The 15,740-nt window shown below is 60.6% G+C and carries 14 protein-coding genes; 7 read left to right on the top strand and 7 right to left on the bottom strand.

Annotation, left to right across the window (positions count from 1 at the left end; translation table 11 throughout):
- Positions 1-60 precede the first annotated feature (60 nt).
- The 7 genes from BZK31_RS09570 to gap all read right to left on the bottom strand — a co-directional run bounded on the left by BZK31_RS09570 (position 61) and on the right by gap (position 7,209).
- Complete coding sequence (locus tag BZK31_RS09570) at positions 61-417, bottom strand: DUF5064 family protein (protein ID WP_083182457.1); 357 nt, start codon at positions 415-417, stop codon at positions 61-63.
- Between the two features lie 57 nt (positions 418-474).
- Positions 475-933, bottom strand: coding sequence for a YbaN family protein (locus BZK31_RS09565; RefSeq protein WP_083182456.1), 459 nt, complete (start codon positions 931-933; stop codon positions 475-477).
- Positions 930-1,544 (bottom strand): biliverdin-producing heme oxygenase, encoded by a 615-nt coding sequence (locus tag BZK31_RS09560; RefSeq protein ID WP_083182455.1) that lies wholly within the window; start codon positions 1,542-1,544, stop codon positions 930-932. Before BZK31_RS09560 ends, BZK31_RS09565 begins: the two co-directional genes overlap by 4 nt.
- A gap of 105 nt (positions 1,545-1,649) precedes the next feature.
- Positions 1,650-4,223, bottom strand: a complete 2,574-nt coding sequence (locus BZK31_RS09555) for a TonB-dependent hemoglobin/transferrin/lactoferrin family receptor (protein ID WP_083182454.1) — start codon at positions 4,221-4,223, stop codon at positions 1,650-1,652.
- A 119-nt stretch (positions 4,224-4,342) separates the two neighbouring features.
- The gene (locus BZK31_RS09550; RefSeq protein ID WP_208617192.1) at positions 4,343-5,308 is read right to left on the bottom strand and encodes a FecR family protein; all 966 of its coding nucleotides are present in this window, start codon (positions 5,306-5,308) and stop codon (positions 4,343-4,345) included.
- Positions 5,309-5,370: 62 nt separating this feature from the next.
- Positions 5,371-5,889 (bottom strand): RNA polymerase sigma factor, encoded by a 519-nt coding sequence (locus BZK31_RS09545; RefSeq protein ID WP_083182452.1) that lies wholly within the window; start codon positions 5,887-5,889, stop codon positions 5,371-5,373.
- Positions 5,890-6,207: 318 nt separating this feature from the next.
- The gene (gene gap, locus BZK31_RS09540) at positions 6,208-7,209 is read right to left on the bottom strand and encodes a type I glyceraldehyde-3-phosphate dehydrogenase (protein ID WP_083182451.1); all 1,002 of its coding nucleotides are present in this window, start codon (positions 7,207-7,209) and stop codon (positions 6,208-6,210) included.
- A gap of 219 nt (positions 7,210-7,428) precedes the next feature.
- Here gap and edd point away from each other — a divergent pair, with 219 nt between their 5' ends.
- From edd to BZK31_RS09505, 7 genes are all read left to right on the top strand, one after another.
- Positions 7,429-9,255, top strand: a complete 1,827-nt coding sequence (edd, locus tag BZK31_RS09535; protein ID WP_083182450.1) for a phosphogluconate dehydratase — start codon at positions 7,429-7,431, stop codon at positions 9,253-9,255.
- Positions 9,252-10,217, top strand: coding sequence for a glucokinase (locus BZK31_RS09530; protein ID WP_083182449.1), 966 nt, complete (start codon positions 9,252-9,254; stop codon positions 10,215-10,217). The genes edd and BZK31_RS09530 overlap by 4 nt, the downstream gene beginning before the upstream one ends.
- Before the next feature lie 48 nt (positions 10,218-10,265).
- Positions 10,266-11,003, top strand: a complete 738-nt coding sequence (locus BZK31_RS09525) for a response regulator (RefSeq protein ID WP_083182448.1) — start codon at positions 10,266-10,268, stop codon at positions 11,001-11,003.
- 61 nt (positions 11,004-11,064) lie between these two features.
- The gene (locus BZK31_RS09520) at positions 11,065-12,471 is read left to right on the top strand and encodes an ATP-binding protein (protein WP_083182471.1); all 1,407 of its coding nucleotides are present in this window, start codon (positions 11,065-11,067) and stop codon (positions 12,469-12,471) included.
- A 129-nt stretch (positions 12,472-12,600) separates the two neighbouring features.
- Positions 12,601-13,887, top strand: a complete 1,287-nt coding sequence (locus tag BZK31_RS09515) for an ABC transporter substrate-binding protein (protein WP_083182447.1) — start codon at positions 12,601-12,603, stop codon at positions 13,885-13,887.
- Positions 13,888-13,991: 104 nt separating this feature from the next.
- On the top strand, positions 13,992-14,900 hold the full coding sequence (locus BZK31_RS09510) for a carbohydrate ABC transporter permease (RefSeq protein WP_083182446.1): 909 nt from the start codon (positions 13,992-13,994) through the stop codon (positions 14,898-14,900).
- On the top strand, positions 14,893-15,738 hold the full coding sequence (locus BZK31_RS09505) for a carbohydrate ABC transporter permease (RefSeq protein WP_083182445.1): 846 nt from the start codon (positions 14,893-14,895) through the stop codon (positions 15,736-15,738). Before BZK31_RS09510 ends, BZK31_RS09505 begins: the two co-directional genes overlap by 8 nt.
- The last annotated feature ends 2 nt before the right edge of the window (positions 15,739-15,740 follow it).

Raw genomic sequence — 15,740 nt, 5'->3', positions numbered from 1 at the left:
CGTGACGTCGGGGGAATGTGGCGCGGAGTCGCTCGAGCAACTCCGCGTCCGGACGTAGGCTTATTCCAGATGTTCGGGCTTTACCGGTTCGCCTGATTTCGCATGCAGCTTGTCGCGAATGTCTTCGAACATCCGGTCGTAATCCGGATGCTGGGCAATTGGCAAGGCATCACTGTTGGGCAGGCCGTGGCGAATGGCGATGCGCCCGGCGTCGTGGGCGAAGTTGAATGCCAGGTCGCGGGTCAGCTGGAACTCTTCGGAGAACGTCTTGCCGTTGATCTCGCCCTGCATCGTGAAATGCATGCAGGTGCCTTCCTTGGGGTCTTCGTTCAGTTCGTAGCGCAAATGAATGTCGTAGGCGACGTCCGCTTGCTGAAAAGCCGCGTGGGTCATGTGTAAATGGCCTGGCTCGAACATGAAGGGCGCTCCGTTGAGATGAGTGTCACTCTAGGACACCGCTCACACCGAAGCGGTTCAGCGATCCGTCCTGACCGGCTCGGGACGGGACCAGATCCACAGGTTGCCCAGAGCCATGCCGGCAATTGCCAGATACAGCCACCAGACATGCGTCAGCAGGCTCAACATCATCACCGCGCAGAACAGCATGCTCACCGTCGCGCTGATCTTGGCGCGCCGCGTGACCAGACGGCCGTTGCGCCAGTTGTGCAGAATCGGTCCGAACACGCGATGGTTTTCCAGCCAGGCATTCAGGCGCGGCGAACTGCGCGTGGCTGCCCAGGCCGCCAGCAGAATGAACTCGGTGGTGGGCAGCCCCGGAATGAAGATCGCGGCAATACCGATACCCAGGCTGGTATACGCGAGAATGCCAAACAAAAGGCGTGAAAGTCTGGAGCCGGGTGGTTTGTACGTCATGGTCTCTACAGGCAGGTTCGAAAAGCCCGGCCAGCTTAACAGCACCGGGCGCTTTTTCATGCGTGCGCCACTTCGACAGTCGGTGCATCGGCGTAGGCATGCTGCAACAGCACGTTGAAACGCTCGAAAGCGGCTATCGCACCCTCATCCAGTTGCGCTTCCTGCTCTGCGCTGAGGGGCAGTTCATCCAGCGTCTTGATGAAGGTTTTCCAGCCTGCCGCTCTACCGCCAGCGGGTTCGCCCAGGTGTCGGGCACCGAAGCTGTCGCTGAGGCTCAGCGCTGCGGCGCGTTTGATCAGGAACGCGGCCCCCAGCTTGGAGCCCTCGGAGACGAACAGCCAGCCCAGTGCCTGCGCGAAGCCGGGCTGCTGCACCGCACCGTCGACCGGCGAGGGGGTTTCAATGCCGAGGTCGGCGAGATCGGCCCCAGCCTCTTCGGCCCGGCAACGCGCAGGCAGGTCGGCCACGATCGCCTTGAGCGCCGGATCGTTGTACAGGGGCTGCAATTCGCTCTGGAACAGGTACTGAGCGACCAGAAACCGCGCGTAGCTGTGCAGTGATTCGAACGGTGCGTGCGTCTTGACTGCCTTGTCGAGCTGTTCGTGCGGCGCGTGAGTGATCTGGTTGAGGCGTTGCGAACGCAGGATCGGGCGAGTGGATTCGGGCGTCATTGAAATCTTCCTTGCTGATCAAAGGGGCTTGTTGAATAGACGAACGGTCAAGCCCGTGAGCGTAAAAAAAACGCGCCGTCAGCCTCGACGGCGTGTGTTGCGGTCTTAGATGTCCCACACCACGTTGACGCTGAAATTGCGTCCCGGCTGGGTCAGGCGGTCCAGGTTGGCGGGCGCGGTCACACCGGCTTCGCCCACACCGTCGTAGCCGCGCACGTCGTCCCACAGCCAGTATTTGCGGTCGGTCAGGTTGTAGAGGCCGGCGTTGACCGTCACGTCATGGGTCACCTTGTAGTACCCGGTCAGATCGACGATGCCGAAACCTGGCGTCTTGAACTGGCTGGAGGTGCCGTCCGGGGAATGGAAATTGCTTTCGTCCACACCGCTTTTGCGCTTGACCAAGGTCCAGCTCAACAGGCTGCCGATCTGGTCCTGTTCGTATCCGAGTCCCAGTACGCCGGTCAGCGGATTCACGCTGTTGAGCGGTTCGCCGGTGTCATTGTTGCGGGAGTGGGCGTAGGCGACGGATGCCTGGCTGTACAGGCCTTGCGGCGCGCCGAAGCTGTCCAGGTTCAGGCGACCCTTGAACTCCGCGCCCTTGATGGTGGCGTGCCGGATGTTGCTGGACTGGAACGTGAGCTCGCTGTAGCCGGGTGTGATGGCATCTTCATTGATGAAATCGCGGTACTTGTTGTAGAACACCGCGATATCGAACGAGCCGGACTCGAAGCGTCCGCGCAGGCCGGTCTCATAACTCTTGCTCTTTTCCGGCTCCAGATCCGGGTTGGGCTCGACCACATAGCCGGCATTGGGGTTTTCGAAACGGCCGTACAGCGCCTTGGCCGACGGGGTGCGGAAGCCCTCGGCGTACTGGCCGTACCAGGTGTAAGCGTCGGTCAGCGCGTACGTCACGCCGAGTTTGGGCGAGACGCGGTGCCAGGTCTTGTTCTCGTCGCTGGCCTGACTGGCATCGGTCAGGCTGACCGAGTTGAGAAACTGCTGAGTGATCTTCGGATCCAGCCGGGTGTAGTCGTAGCGCAGGCCTGGCAGGAAGGTCCAGTCATGCCAGGTGATCTGATCCTGGGCGAACAGCGCGTAGCTGTCGATGGTCGGGTCCGGGAAGTCGCTGGTCGCCACCAGTCGGTCACTCGGGCTGTCCGCGCCGACCACACGACAGGAGCCGAACACGCGTGCGCAGGTTGCGCTGCCGCTGCGCAGGCCGGTCACTTTCTGCTGTTTCAAGGTGGTGCCGTAGGTCAGGACGTGATCGGTGTCGGCGATGGAAAATACCTTGTCGAGCTGTGCATCGAGGATCCACTGCTTTTCCTCATACACCGTTTCACGGGAGCGGTTCACGTCCCGGGAGAACGGGAAATAGCGTTCCTGCGTATTCTGGTCGGTCTTGGCGGTCTGGTAGTTCAGGCTCAGTTTGACGTTGTCGACCAGCAGGCTGTCGAGGGCGAAACTGTTTTCGATGCCGAAGCGCTCGCGGGTGATGGTGTCGTTGCTCGTGCGGGACTGATACATGCCCAGCCCGACGCCGGAGTTGAACGGGCCGCCGACTGCACTCTGCAGATTGGCGTCACGGTCATCCTTGTACTTTTCATAGATCAGGCCCAGGCGCGATCCGTCACCATAGTTCCAGCCCAGTTTGGCCAGCACATTGCTGGTGCGCACATCCTGCGGATTGGCTTCGGTGCGGTTCAGGCCGGTGCCGCCGGTATTGCCGTAGGATTGGGTTTCATGGCCGTCACGCTGGCTCACATGCAACAGCGCGTCGAAATCGCCCTGACGCCCGGCCAGCGTCGCGGATTTCAGCCAGCTGTCATCGGCCGAGCTGTAACCGGTTTTCAGGCGGGCACCGACATCCTTGCCTGGCTTGATGATGTCCTCTGGGTCCAGCGTGTAGTAGCTCCCCACACCGCCAATGGCGCTGCTGCCATACAAGGCCGACGCCGGGCCGCGCAGGATTTCCACGCGCTTGATGATTTCGGGGTCGACGTAGTTGCGATGGGTCTGCGCATAAGGGCCGGTGAAGAAACTGTCGGGCACCTCGACGCCATCGACCTGGGTCAGAATGCGGTCACCGTCGATGCCGCGAATGTTGTAGCCGGTGGTCCCCGCACGCTGACCCGCGCCACCCACCGAAACGCCGGGCTCGTTGCGCACCAGATCGCGAAGGGTGTTGACGTTGCGCCGGTCCAGCTCCTGGCGCGATTGCACGCTGACCGTGCTTGGAACGCGGGTCACTTCCTGGGCCTGACGCGTGGCGCTCACAGTGATCTGTTCGATCGCCATCACGCCTGTGATGCGTTTTTCCAGAACCACGTTGTTGCTGCCGAGCTGGCGATAGCTCAACTGACTGTCCGCCAGCAATGCATCCAGCGCCCCGGCCGCCGTCAGGTTGCCGCGGACACCGGATGAGGTCTCGTCCCGGGTCAGATCGGAGGACACGCCTACCTGCCAGCCGGTCACGCGGCTGAACTCGTTCAGCGCTGACACCAGCGCCTGTCGTTCGATCGAGAAGGCGTAGGTGCCTGCGGCGCGGGTTGGCTGGGCGTCCTCGCTGGCGGCGTTGGCCGGTGCGATCGGCAAACCGGCGGTCAGAACCGCGAGTGTGAGGAGGGAGAGGGTAAGCCGCGCTCGAGTGTGAGCGGCGGGTGTAAAGGTGGACGACATCGATGACGCTCCCTGGTGAATGCTCGTTCTAGTGTTGCGTATACTTCTCATATGAGAAATATTTGTATTGGCAATGACTAGACGAACGACCAGCGGCTATCGAGTAAAAAAACTTTCGGTCAGTTGATGATCACCAGCGCGGGGAGTTCATGCACACTCGCCGAGGTGATATGAGCCAGCGAGCGCACCACGTCCAGCGGGTTGTCCAGACGATAGTTGCCGGTGACCGCCACGCGGCTATGTTGCGGATTGGCGTCGATGATCCAGCCTGGGTAATAGCGGCGCAGCTCGGCCAGCACGTCGCTGAGCGGGCAATTATCGAAGATCAGGCGGCCTTGCACCCAGGCCAGGTCGCGGGTCGGGTCGATTTTTTCCCGAGCGCCGAAACCGCCAGGACCCACGCGCACGCTTTCTCCGGCAGCCAGACTGACGCTTGTATCACCGCGAACGGCGCGCACATCCACCGCGCCACGCTGGACCTGCACCTGAGCGACGCCGTCCAGATAACGCACGGAAAAATCCGTGCTGTCGGCGCGCATGCGCACCGGGCCGGCCTCGATTTCCATGGGCAGCCCTGGCCGCGCAGGTACGTTGAAATAGGCCTCACCCTGATACAGACGCGCCGAGCGTTGTGTATCGCCCATCTGGCTGGAAAGGGCCGAGTCGGTGTTGAGCAGTACCCGTGAGCCGTCGGCCAGTTGCAGATGCTGTCTTTCGCCCGTCACCGTCAGATGATCGGCCTTCAGCCGTAACGGCAGATTGCTGAAGTTCAACAATCCCAGCAGCAGAGCGGCCGCGGTGGCCAGCGGTTTCCAGTGCGCACGGAAACGCTGCCATTGCGATGGCTTGCGAGGTTGGGCGAGTCGCGCGGCGGTCTGCTGCACGGCCGCGCCGTTCCAGATGGCCTCGGCCTTGGCGAACGCCCGCGAGTGTTCGGGATCAGCGCTCAGCCATTCCTGAAAAAGTCGGTGTTGCTGTTCGTCCGCGCCTTCCAGCTCGATCAGCCAGCCCAGGGCCTGATCCATTGCGCGGGTACTCGACACATCCTGCGCAGGCACGTGCGAGCGTTCTGTTTCTGAAGCCACGGTGTTCCTCGACAATCCTGAATCTGTATCGGAGGCGACGGGCTTGCAGCCTGCGGCAGTGCTCAGGGCGGGTCAAGCCTTGAGACAACGCCAACGCAAATCGCCATGATCAGTTTCAATTCTTTTTGTACGGTACTGGCCGACACATTCAACTGCTCGGCAATTTGCAGATAACTGCAGCCATTGAGGCGGCTCAGGGTAAAGATTGCCTGCTGCCGGGGGCTCAATGTGCTCAGACTGGCGCTCAGGCTGTCGATCAATCGTCTGGCATGAGCGGCATCTTCTGGTGTACCGAGCTGGGCGACGACGCTTTCCAGTTGGGTGAGCGGCACATCCTCGATCAATGTGCGACCGCGAATGCGCCGGGCGCGCAGATAATCCAGCGCCAGATTGCGCGCGGTCTGAAACACGAACGGCTCGAGGTGATCGATAGGGTGCTCGCTCAGCGCCCGATTGACGCGCAGCCAGGTTTCCTGCAACAGATCCTCGGCGGTGCTGCGGTTGCCGACCATGCGCTGCAAGGTGCGTAGCAGCACATCGCGCTGGGCGATAAAGACATCGTTGAAGTGGGACTGCGACACAGCGGAACTCGACCGATCAATGAGTCAAATGATAATGCTTATCATCTGCGCGGTCGGTCAAGGGTGAGACTGGTTTATTTTGAGTGTGAACGTTGCAAGGACCGAAGCACTGGAGCGAGCCTGCTGTGCGCTACGGTGTTATCGAACAGACAGGCGACCGAGTGGCAGCGAGCCTGCTCGCGAAGGCTGTTTATCCAACGCCGTATCTTTTCGAGGGTGATGGTGCGCTTCGTTAGCACGCTCACTGCCGTTCAGCATTCGGTCCGGATAGAGCGCTTCATGCCGATGCAGGGCATCGGCATGGTCAGGCTGGACGTATTACTCGGCGTTATGCAGCGCCAGGCAGTTGTCCAGCATGCGGTTGGAGAACGCCCACTCGTTGTCATACCAGGACAGCACCTTGAGCAGTTTGCCGCTCACTTTGGTGTGATTGGCGTCGAAGATTGACGACAGCGGGTTGTGGTTGAAGTCGTGGGAAACCAGCGGCAGGGTGTTGTAGCCCAGTACCTTGGAGTGCTGGCTGGCTTCTTTCATCAGCGCATTGACTTCTTCGGCGGTGGTTTCGCGCTTCAGTGTCACGGTCAGGTCGACCAGCGATACGTTGATTACCGGAACCCGCACAGCCATGCCGGTCAATTTGCCTGCCAGTTCCGGCAACACAAGGCCGACCGCTTCGGCAGCGCCCGTCTTGCTCGGGATCATCGACTGGGTGGCCGAGCGCGCACGGTATGGATCGGTGTGGTAGACGTCGATCAGGTTCTGGTCGTTGGTGTAAGCGTGAATAGTGGTCATCAGACCGCTTTCAATGCCCAGTTCACGGTGCAACACCTGGGCAACCGGCGCCAGGCAGTTGGTGGTGCAGGAAGCGCTGGAGATGATCTGGTGCGATTGACGCAGGGTATCGTGGTTAACGCCATAGACGATGGTCGCATCTGCGCCGCTGGCCGGGGCGGAGATGATGACCTTGCGTGCACCGGCTGTCAGGTGGGCGGAAGCCTTGTCACGACTGGTGAACAAACCGGTGCATTCGAAGACCACATCGATGTTGTGGGACTTCCACGGCAGCTCGGCAGGGTTGCGAATCGCGCTGACCGCGATATGGTCACCGTTGACGGTCAGGCTTTCTTTATCGCACTCGACGGTGCCGCCGAACGGGCCGTGTACAGTGTCGAAACGCAACAGGTGCGCGTTCATTTCACTGTCGCCCAGATCGTTGATGGCGACGACCTGCAGGTCCTGTCGGTAACCTTGGGTATACAGTGCGCGTAGGACGTTGCGGCCGATGCGGCCAAAACCGTTGATTGCGATACGAAGAGTCATACAGCCGTCCTTCATAAATTTGTTGTTGGAATTACAAGATTATTCTCATAGAAATAGAAAACAAGCCTTTTTAGTGGCAATATTTTGTTTTATCTACAACTACAAGCCTGAAAGGCATGCACCATTGATCGAAATCAGGCCTTTGCGTGATTGCGCTCGGCCCCGATCAGCGGAACCGTCTTTACGGGTGACCATAGACGTTAGCCTGGAGTTCAGCACATGCATCCCCGCATTCTTGAGGTAACCGAGCGCCTCATCGCTCGCAGTCGCGACACCCGTCAGCGCTATCTCCAACTGATTCGCGGCGCAGCGAGCGATGGCCCCATGCGCGGCAAACTCCAATGTGCCAACTTCGCCCACGGCGTCGCCGCCTGCGGTCCCGAAGACAAGCAAAGCCTGCGGATGATGAACGCTGCCAACATCGCCATCGTCTCCTCCTACAACGAAATGCTCTCGGCGCATCAGCCCTACGAACACTTTCCTGCACAGATCAAACAGGCTTTACGTGACATTGGTTCGGTCGGTCAGTTTGCCGGTGGCGTACCGGCGATGTGCGATGGCGTGACCCAGGGCGAGCCGGGCATGGAACTGGCGATTGCCAGCCGCGAAGTGATCGCGATGTCCACCGCCGTGGCGCTGTCGCACAACATGTTCGATGGCGCGCTGATGCTGGGCATCTGCGACAAGATCGTGCCGGGCCTGATGATGGGCGCGTTGCGCTTCGGCCATCTGCCGACCATCTTCGTTCCCGGCGGACCCATGGTCTCCGGCATTTCCAACAAGCAGAAGGCCGACGTTCGCCAGCGTTACGCAGAAGGCAAAGCGACCCGCGAAGAGTTGCTGGACTCGGAGATGAAGTCCTACCACAGCCCCGGCACCTGCACGTTCTACGGCACCGCCAATACCAATCAACTGGTGATGGAAGTGATGGGCATGCACTTGCCGGGCGCTTCGTTCGTCAATCCCTACACGCCTTTGCGTGATGCGCTGACCACTGAAGCCGCGCATCAGGTCACGCGTCTGACCAAACAAAGTGGCAGCTTCATGCCGATCGGCGAGATCGTCGACGAGCGCTCGCTGGTCAATTCCATCGTGGCCCTGCACGCCACCGGCGGCTCGACCAACCACACGCTGCACATGCCCGCCATCGCGATGGCCGCAGGGATCAAGCTGACCTGGCAGGACATGGCCGACCTGTCCGAAGTCGTGCCGACCCTCAGCCACGTCTACCCGAACGGCAAGGCCGACATTAACCATTTCCAGGCGGCGGGTGGCATGTCGTTCCTGATCCGCGAATTGCTGGCTGCCGGTCTGCTGCATGAAAACGTCAACACGGTGGCCGGTTACGGGCTGAGCCGTTACACCAAGGAGCCTTTCCTGGAAGACGGCAAGCTGGTATGGCGCGAAGGCCCGCTCGAAAGCCTGGACGAAAACATCCTGCGCCCGGTGTCCCGTCCATTTTCCGCAGAAGGCGGCCTGCGTGTCATGGAAGGCAACCTGGGGCGAGGCGTGATGAAAGTGTCGGCCGTCGCTCTGGAGCATCAGATTGTCGAGGCCCCGGCCAAAGTGTTCCAGGATCAACAGGAACTGGCCGACGCGTTCAAGGCCGGCGAGCTGGAGCGTGATTTCGTTGCGGTCATGCGTTTTCAGGGGCCGCGCTGCAACGGTATGCCCGAACTGCACAAGATGACGCCGTTCCTCGGCGTGCTGCAGGACCGGGGTTTCAAGGTTGCACTGGTAACCGATGGACGGATGTCCGGTGCTTCGGGCAAGATTCCGGCCGCCATTCACGTCTGCCCGGAAGCCTTCGTGGGTGGTCCGTTGGCGCTGGTGCGTGACGGCGACGTGATTCGCGTCGATGGTGTGAAAGGGACGTTGCAAGTTCTGGTCGAAGCGTCAGAATTGGCCGCCAGAGAACCCGCCATCTGCGAGATCGACAACAGCGTCGGCTGCGGTCGGGAGCTGTTTGGATTCATGCGCATGGCCTTCAGCTCCGCAGAGCAGGGCGCTTGCGCCTTTACCTCTAGTCTGGAGACGCTTAAGTGAAGTTGGCCCTGGTCGGTGATATAGGCGGTACCAATGCACGTTTTGCCATCTGGGAAGACGACACGCTGCATTCTGTCCGGGTATTCCCGACCATCGACTACGTAGGTCCGGAAAAAGCCATCGAGGTCTATCTGCAGGACCTCGAACTGCAGCGCGGTGACATCGGTTACGTCTGTCTGGCCGTGGCAGGTCCAGTGGATGGTGATCTGTTCCAGTTCACCAACAGTCACTGGCAACTGAGCAGGAAAGCATTCTGCGCCGACCTGAATGTCGACCACCTGCTGCTGATCAACGACTTCACGGCCATGGCGCTGGGCATGACCCGCCTCAAGGACGATGAGTACCTGACGGTCTGCCACGGCATCGGCAAACCGGACCGTCCGCGTGCCGTCGTGGGGCCCGGCACCGGACTGGGTGTCGGCACGCTGATCAAGGAGAGTGACACCCGCTGGCTGGCGTTGCCAGGCGAGGGCGGGCATGTCGATCTGCCCATCGGCACCGCACGTGAGGCGCTTTTGTGGACCCGCCTGATGGCCGAACACGAACACGTCAGCGCGGAAGTGGTGCTCAGCGGCGCAGGCTTGCTGCTGTTGTATCAGGTCAGTTGTGCGCTGGACGACATCGAGCCCGAGCTCAAGTCTCCGGCGGCCATCACTACCGCAGCGCTGGCTGGCGACCCGGTCGCGGCAGCGGTGCTCGATCAGTTCTGTGTGTTTCTGGGGCGCGTGGTCGGTAATCAGGTGCTGACGGTGGGCGGCCTGGGCGGCGTCTACATCACGGGCGGTGTGGTGCCGCGTTTCACCGATTTTTTCATCAACAGCGGTTTCAGACGCGCGTTCGCCGAAAAAGGCGTGATGAGCGATTATTTCAACGGGCTGCCGGTCTGGCTGGTCACTGCCGAGTATCCCGGACTGATGGGAGCTGGCGTGGCGCTGCAACAGGCGTTCGGTTCAGAGATTTGAGCGGCACCCATAACGATAAAAATCAACAGCCAACAAGGACGCCGCCCTTTGAGTTCAGTCAGTAAATCGATCCTGCTGGTAGACGACGATCAGGAGATTCGGGAATTGCTGGACACTTACCTGAGCCGCGCCGGTTTTCAGGTGCTTACGGTGGGTGACGGTGCGGGGTTTCGTCAGGCGTTCAATGAGGCGCCGAGCGATCTGCTGATTCTCGACGTCATGCTCCCCGACGAAGACGGCTTCAGTCTGTGCCGCTGGGTGCGTCAGCATCCGCGTCAGCCGCACGTGCCGATCATCATGCTCACCGCCAGTTCCGACGAAGCCGATCGCGTCATCGGGCTCGAACTGGGCGCCGACGATTATCTGGGTAAACCCTTCAGCCCTCGCGAGTTGCAGGCGCGGATCAAGGCCTTGCTGCGCCGTGCCCAGTTCGGTCAGGAACGCCCTGGCGGCGATGTCATTTTGTTTGATGAGTGGCGGCTGGACATGGTCAGTCACCGACTGTTTCACAGTGATGGCGAGGAAGTGATTCTGTCCGGAGCCGACTTTGCGCTGCTCAAGCTGTTCCTCGACAATCCGCAGCAGATTCTTGACCGCGACACCATCGGCAACGCCACCCGTGGCCGTGAACTGATGCCGCTGGAGCGCATCGTCGACATGGCGGTTAGCCGGCTGCGCCAGCGTCTGCGCGACACGGGCAAATCGCCACGTCTGATCCGCACCGTGCGCGGCAGCGGTTATTTGTTGGCCGCGCACGTCAATACACAGGCAGGCAACGGCTATTAACGCGCCTGCGACAGGTTTGAAAAAACGCGGCCTGCCTCTGCCGCGCTCGCTGCTGGGGCGCATGCTGTTGCTGACGTTGCTGGCGGTGTTGCTGGCCCAGACGCTGTCCAGCGTGATCTGGCTGTCGCAATTGCGCGCCACGCAAATGGAAGGGCTGGTAACCAGTGCCCGCAGCCTGGCGTACTCGATGGCCGCCAGCGTCAGTTATTTCCGTTCTCTGCCACTGGCTTATCGCCCGCTGGTGCTGGATCAGTTGCGCAGCATGGGGGGTACGCGTTTCGTGGTGTCGCTCAACGACCATCCGCTGGACATGCAGATTCTGCAGCCCACGCCGCGCAAGCAGGCAGTGCTGGATGTGGTCGGTCAGGTGCTGCGTCAGCATCTGGGCAACGATCCGGACATCGCGGTCTGGTTCGTCAGGCCTGACGACCTGCGCATCTTCAACAGCGGCCTCAAGCTCGACGAACTGCCGCGCTCCTGGGCGCATTATGCGTTGACGCTGGAACCGGTGAACCCGCCGGTGCTGGTCACTCAGATCGAAATGGCGCCCGGCGAATGGTTCTACATCGCCTCGTTGCTGCCCGAGCCTTACACCACGCTGGAGGAGCAGGATCTGCCTGTTCAGCAGGTCTGGTTCATCGGCCTGACCAGCGCGTTTCTGCTGCTGTTCATCGGCCTGCTGGTGCATTGGCAGAGTCGGCCACTCAAGCGTCTGGCGCGCGCGGCGCGTGACATGTCGCTGGGCGCCGATGTCGAGCCGGTAGTGGAGGGCGGCGGCAGCGAGGTGGTGGAAGTCAGTCGTGCGTTCAATGCCATGCGCACCCGGATCAGCCGCTACCTGACCGAACGTGGTCAGCTGTTCAGCGCCATCTCCCATGACCTGCGTACCCCGATCACTCGCTTGCGATTGCGCGTCGAGCTGCTGGAAGACGAGCAGTTGCAATACAAGTTCGGTCGCGACCTGGACGAACTGGAGCTGCTGGTCAAAGGCGCGCTGCAATGCGTCAAGGACACCGACATTCACGAAAACATCGAGCAGGTGGACCTCAACGTACTGCTCGATTGCCTCGTCGAACCCTATCTGCGTCCGGACGGGGAAGGGCGGGTGACCCAGACGGGCGCAGCGCTGTCCTGCTATCCCGGCAAGCCGCTGGCCTTACGGCGCTGCATCGGCAATCTGATCGATAACGCCCTGAAATATGGCGACCGTGCGCACCTCAGGGTCGAGGACAATGAGCTGGCGTTTGTGCTGCATGTGGATGACGAAGGGCCGGGCGTGCCCGAGCAGCGCCTGGAGCATGTGTTCGAACCCCACTTCCGGCTGGCGGGCAGCCATCAGCAGGGTTACGGCCTGGGTCTGGGGATTGCGCGCAATATCGCCCACAGTCATGGCGGCGAAGTGAGCCTGCAAAACCTGCGTGAGGGCGGCTTGCGGGTCACGCTTTACCTGCCCCGAACGCTGGAATGACAGTGAATGTAACCATCCTGTGACATTCGCGCATCCCTTCGTTACCGTTGCCGTGAGTGGCTTGGTTAGACTCACATGAAGCGCAAGCACCAGACTTGCTCATGCATAACAACAAGAAAGGTCAATTCGATGAATTCAATGTCACGCCTCGCCGTTGTCATCTCCCTCGCCTCCCTGTTCCCGCTGAGCGCTACCGCTGCTGATGCCAAAGGCACTGTCGAAGTCGTGCACTGGTGGACTTCGGGTGGCGAAAAAGCTGCGGTCGATGTCCTGAAAGCGCAAGTTGAAAAAGACGGCTTCACCTGGAAAGACGGCGCCGTGGCCGGTGGTGGTGGTTCTACGGCCATGACCGTGCTCAAGAGCCGCGCTGTTGCCGGTAACCCGCCAGGCGTTGCCCAGATTAAAGGTCCGGACATTCAGGAATGGGCCTCCACGGGTCTGCTGGACACCGACGCGCTGAAAGACGTCGCCAAGGCAGAGAAGTGGGATTCGCTGCTGGACAAGAAAGTCTCCGATACCGTGAAGTACGACGGTGATTACGTGGCCGTGCCGGTGAACATCCACCGCGTCAACTGGCTGTGGATCAACCCTGAAGTCTTCAAGAAAGCCGGCATCGAGAAAGCACCTGCCACCCTCGAAGAATTCTACGCCGCAGGCGACAAGCTCAAGAAAGCCGGCTTCATCCCGCTGGCCCACGGCGGTCAGCCCTGGCAGGACAGCACTGTGTTCGAAGCGGTCGTTATGTCGGTTATGGGGGCAGACGGCTACCAGAAAGCCCTGGTCGACCTGGACAAGGACGCGCTGACCGGCGAAGGCATGGTCAAGTCGCTCACCGAACTCAAGAAAGTCGCGACCTACATGGACGCCGACGGCAAGGGTCAGGACTGGAATCTGGAAGCAGCCAAGGTCATCAACGGCAAGGCCGGCATGCAGATCATGGGTGACTGGGCCAAGAGCGAATGGACCGCTGCCAAAAAAGTCGCCGGCAAGGACTACCAGTGTGTAGCCTTCCCGGGCACCGACAAGGCCTTTACCTACAACATCGACTCGCTGGCCGTGTTCAAGCAGAAAGACAAGGGCACCACCGCTGCGCAACAAGACCTGGCCAAGGTTGCGATGGGTGAGGACTTTCAGAAAGTCTTCAGCATCAACAAGGGCTCGATCCCGGTTCGTGAAGACATGCTGAACGATATGGCCAAATACGGCTTCGATTCCTGCGCGCAAACCGCAGCCAAGGACTTCCTGGCGGATTCGAAAACCGGCGGTCTACAACCAAGCATGGCGCACAACATGGCCACCTCGCTGGCAGTACAGGGCGCGTTCTTTGATGTAATCACCAATTACATCAACAACCCGTCTGCCGATCCGGCCGCGACCGCCAAGCAACTGGCTACCGCCGTCAAGTCAGCCCAGTAATCCGTATTACCTGACGTACCGCCGCAGTCCGCGCGGGTGGAATCGCAATCCGATTCCACCCCTGCCTGTGGCCTGAATTCGATACACCGAATGGGATACTCCCGATGAGCTCTGTCGCTGTGTTCAGCAAAGCCTCGCCACTGGATACATTGCAACGCTGGCTACCGAAACTGGTACTGGCGCCAAGCATGTTCATCGTGCTGGTTGGTTTCTATGGCTACATCCTGTGGACGTTCGTGCTGTCGTTCACCAACTCGACGTTCCTGCCTTCCTACAAATGGGTCGGTCTGGCGCAATATGCGCGCCTGATGGACAACGACCGCTGGTGGGTCGCCAGCAAGAACCTTGCAGTGTTTGGCGGCATGTTCATCGGCATCAGCCTGGTGATCGGCGTGCTGCTGGCCATCCTGCTGGACCAGCGCATTCGCCGCGAAGGCGCGATCCGCACTATTTATCTGTACCCGATGGCGCTCTCGATGATCGTCACCGGTACCGCCTGGAAGTGGCTGCTCAATCCGGGCCTGGGCCTGGACAAGATGCTGCGCGACTGGGGCTGGGAAGGCTTTCGCCTGGACTGGCTGATTGATCCCGATCGCGTGGTGTATTGCCTGGTGATCGCTGCCGTCTGGCAATCGTCGGGTTTCGTGATGGCGCTGTTTCTGGCGGGACTTCGCGGGGTCGATCAATCGATCATCCGTGCCGCGCAAATGGATGGCGCGAGCCTGCCGATGATCTACTGGCGCGTGGTACTGCCAAGCCTGCGTCCGGTGTTCTTCAGTGCGGTGATGATCCTTGCGCACATTGCGATCAAGAGCTTCGACCTGGTGGCGGCGATGACGGCCGGTGGTCCCGGATACTCCTCGGACCTGCCCGCCATGTTCATGTATTCCTTCACCTTCAGCCGCGGCCAGATGGGCATGGGCTCGGCGAGTGCGATTCTGATGCTCGGCGCGATCCTGGCGATTCTGGTGCCGTACCTGTATTCCGAGCTGAGGACCAAGCGCAATGACTAGTCTTGTAGGCAAACCCGGCATCAGCTTCAGCCGCGTGCTGATTCACGCCGTGCTGCTGCTGGCCTGCGTGATTTATCTGGTGCCATTGGTGGTGATGTTGTTTACCAGCTTCAAAACTCCCGAGGACATCGGCACCGGCAACCTGTTGAGCTGGCCGAGTGTGGTCACGGTGATCGGCTGGGTGAAAGCCTGGGACATCGTTGACGGCTATTTCTGGAACTCGCTGCGCATCACGGTTCCGGCGGTGATCATTTCGACTGCGATCGGCGCCCTCAATGGTTACGTGCTGTCGATGTGGAAGTTCAGAGGCTCGCAGCTGTTCTTCGGCCTGTTGCTGTTCGGCTGCTTCCTGCCGTTCCAGACTGTTCTGCTGCCTGCGTCCTTCACGCTGGGCAAGATGGGCCTGGCCAGCACCACCACCGGACTGGTGTTCGTGCATGTGGTCTACGGACTGGCGTTCACTACGCTGTTCTTCCGTAATTACTACGTCAGTGTGCCGGATGCGCTGGTCAGGGCTGCGCGGCTGGACGGCGCGGGGTTCTTCACCATCTTCGGTCGCATCATCCTGCCGATGTCGACACCGATCGTAATGGTGTGCCTGATCTGGCAATTCACCCAGATCTGGAACGACTTCCTGTTCGGCGTGGTGTTTTCCAGTGGCGAATCGCAGCCCATCACCGTGGCGCTGAACAACCTGGTCAACACCAGCACCGGGGCCAAGGAATACAACGTTGACATGGCGGCGGCGATGATCGCCGGGCTGCCGACACTGCTGGTCTACGTACTGGCTGGCAAGTATTTCCTGCGTGGGCTCACAGCCGGCGCGGTCAAGGGGTAATC

Origin of the sequence: Pseudomonas floridensis (assembly GCF_002087235.1) — a bacterium.
GTDB lineage: Bacteria > Pseudomonadota > Gammaproteobacteria > Pseudomonadales > Pseudomonadaceae > Aquipseudomonas > Aquipseudomonas floridensis.
The sequence above is the reverse complement of the archived record's forward strand: the minus strand, read 5'-3'. Positions and strand labels throughout refer to the sequence as shown.

What these genes read in the sequence shown, in the direction of transcription:
- BZK31_RS09570 (WP_083182457.1), bottom strand. Translation starts at nt 417, where the DNA reads ATGTTCGAGCCAGGCCATTTACACATGACCCACGCGGCTTTTCAGCAA.
- BZK31_RS09565 (WP_083182456.1), bottom strand. Translation starts at nt 933, where the DNA reads ATGAAAAAGCGCCCGGTGCTGTTAAGCTGGCCGGGCTTTTCGAACCTG.
- BZK31_RS09560 (WP_083182455.1), bottom strand. Translation starts at nt 1,544, where the DNA reads ATGACGCCCGAATCCACTCGCCCGATCCTGCGTTCGCAACGCCTCAAC.
- BZK31_RS09555 (WP_083182454.1), bottom strand. Translation starts at nt 4,223, where the DNA reads ATGTCGTCCACCTTTACACCCGCCGCTCACACTCGAGCGCGGCTTACC.
- gap (WP_083182451.1), bottom strand. Translation starts at nt 7,209, where the DNA reads ATGACTCTTCGTATCGCAATCAACGGTTTTGGCCGCATCGGCCGCAAC.
- edd (WP_083182450.1), top strand. Translation starts at nt 7,429, where the DNA reads ATGCATCCCCGCATTCTTGAGGTAACCGAGCGCCTCATCGCTCGCAGT.
- BZK31_RS09520 (WP_083182471.1), top strand. Translation starts at nt 11,065, where the DNA reads ATGCTGTTGCTGACGTTGCTGGCGGTGTTGCTGGCCCAGACGCTGTCC.
- BZK31_RS09515 (WP_083182447.1), top strand. Translation starts at nt 12,601, where the DNA reads ATGAATTCAATGTCACGCCTCGCCGTTGTCATCTCCCTCGCCTCCCTG.
- BZK31_RS09510 (WP_083182446.1), top strand. Translation starts at nt 13,992, where the DNA reads ATGAGCTCTGTCGCTGTGTTCAGCAAAGCCTCGCCACTGGATACATTG.
- BZK31_RS09505 (WP_083182445.1), top strand. Translation starts at nt 14,893, where the DNA reads ATGACTAGTCTTGTAGGCAAACCCGGCATCAGCTTCAGCCGCGTGCTG.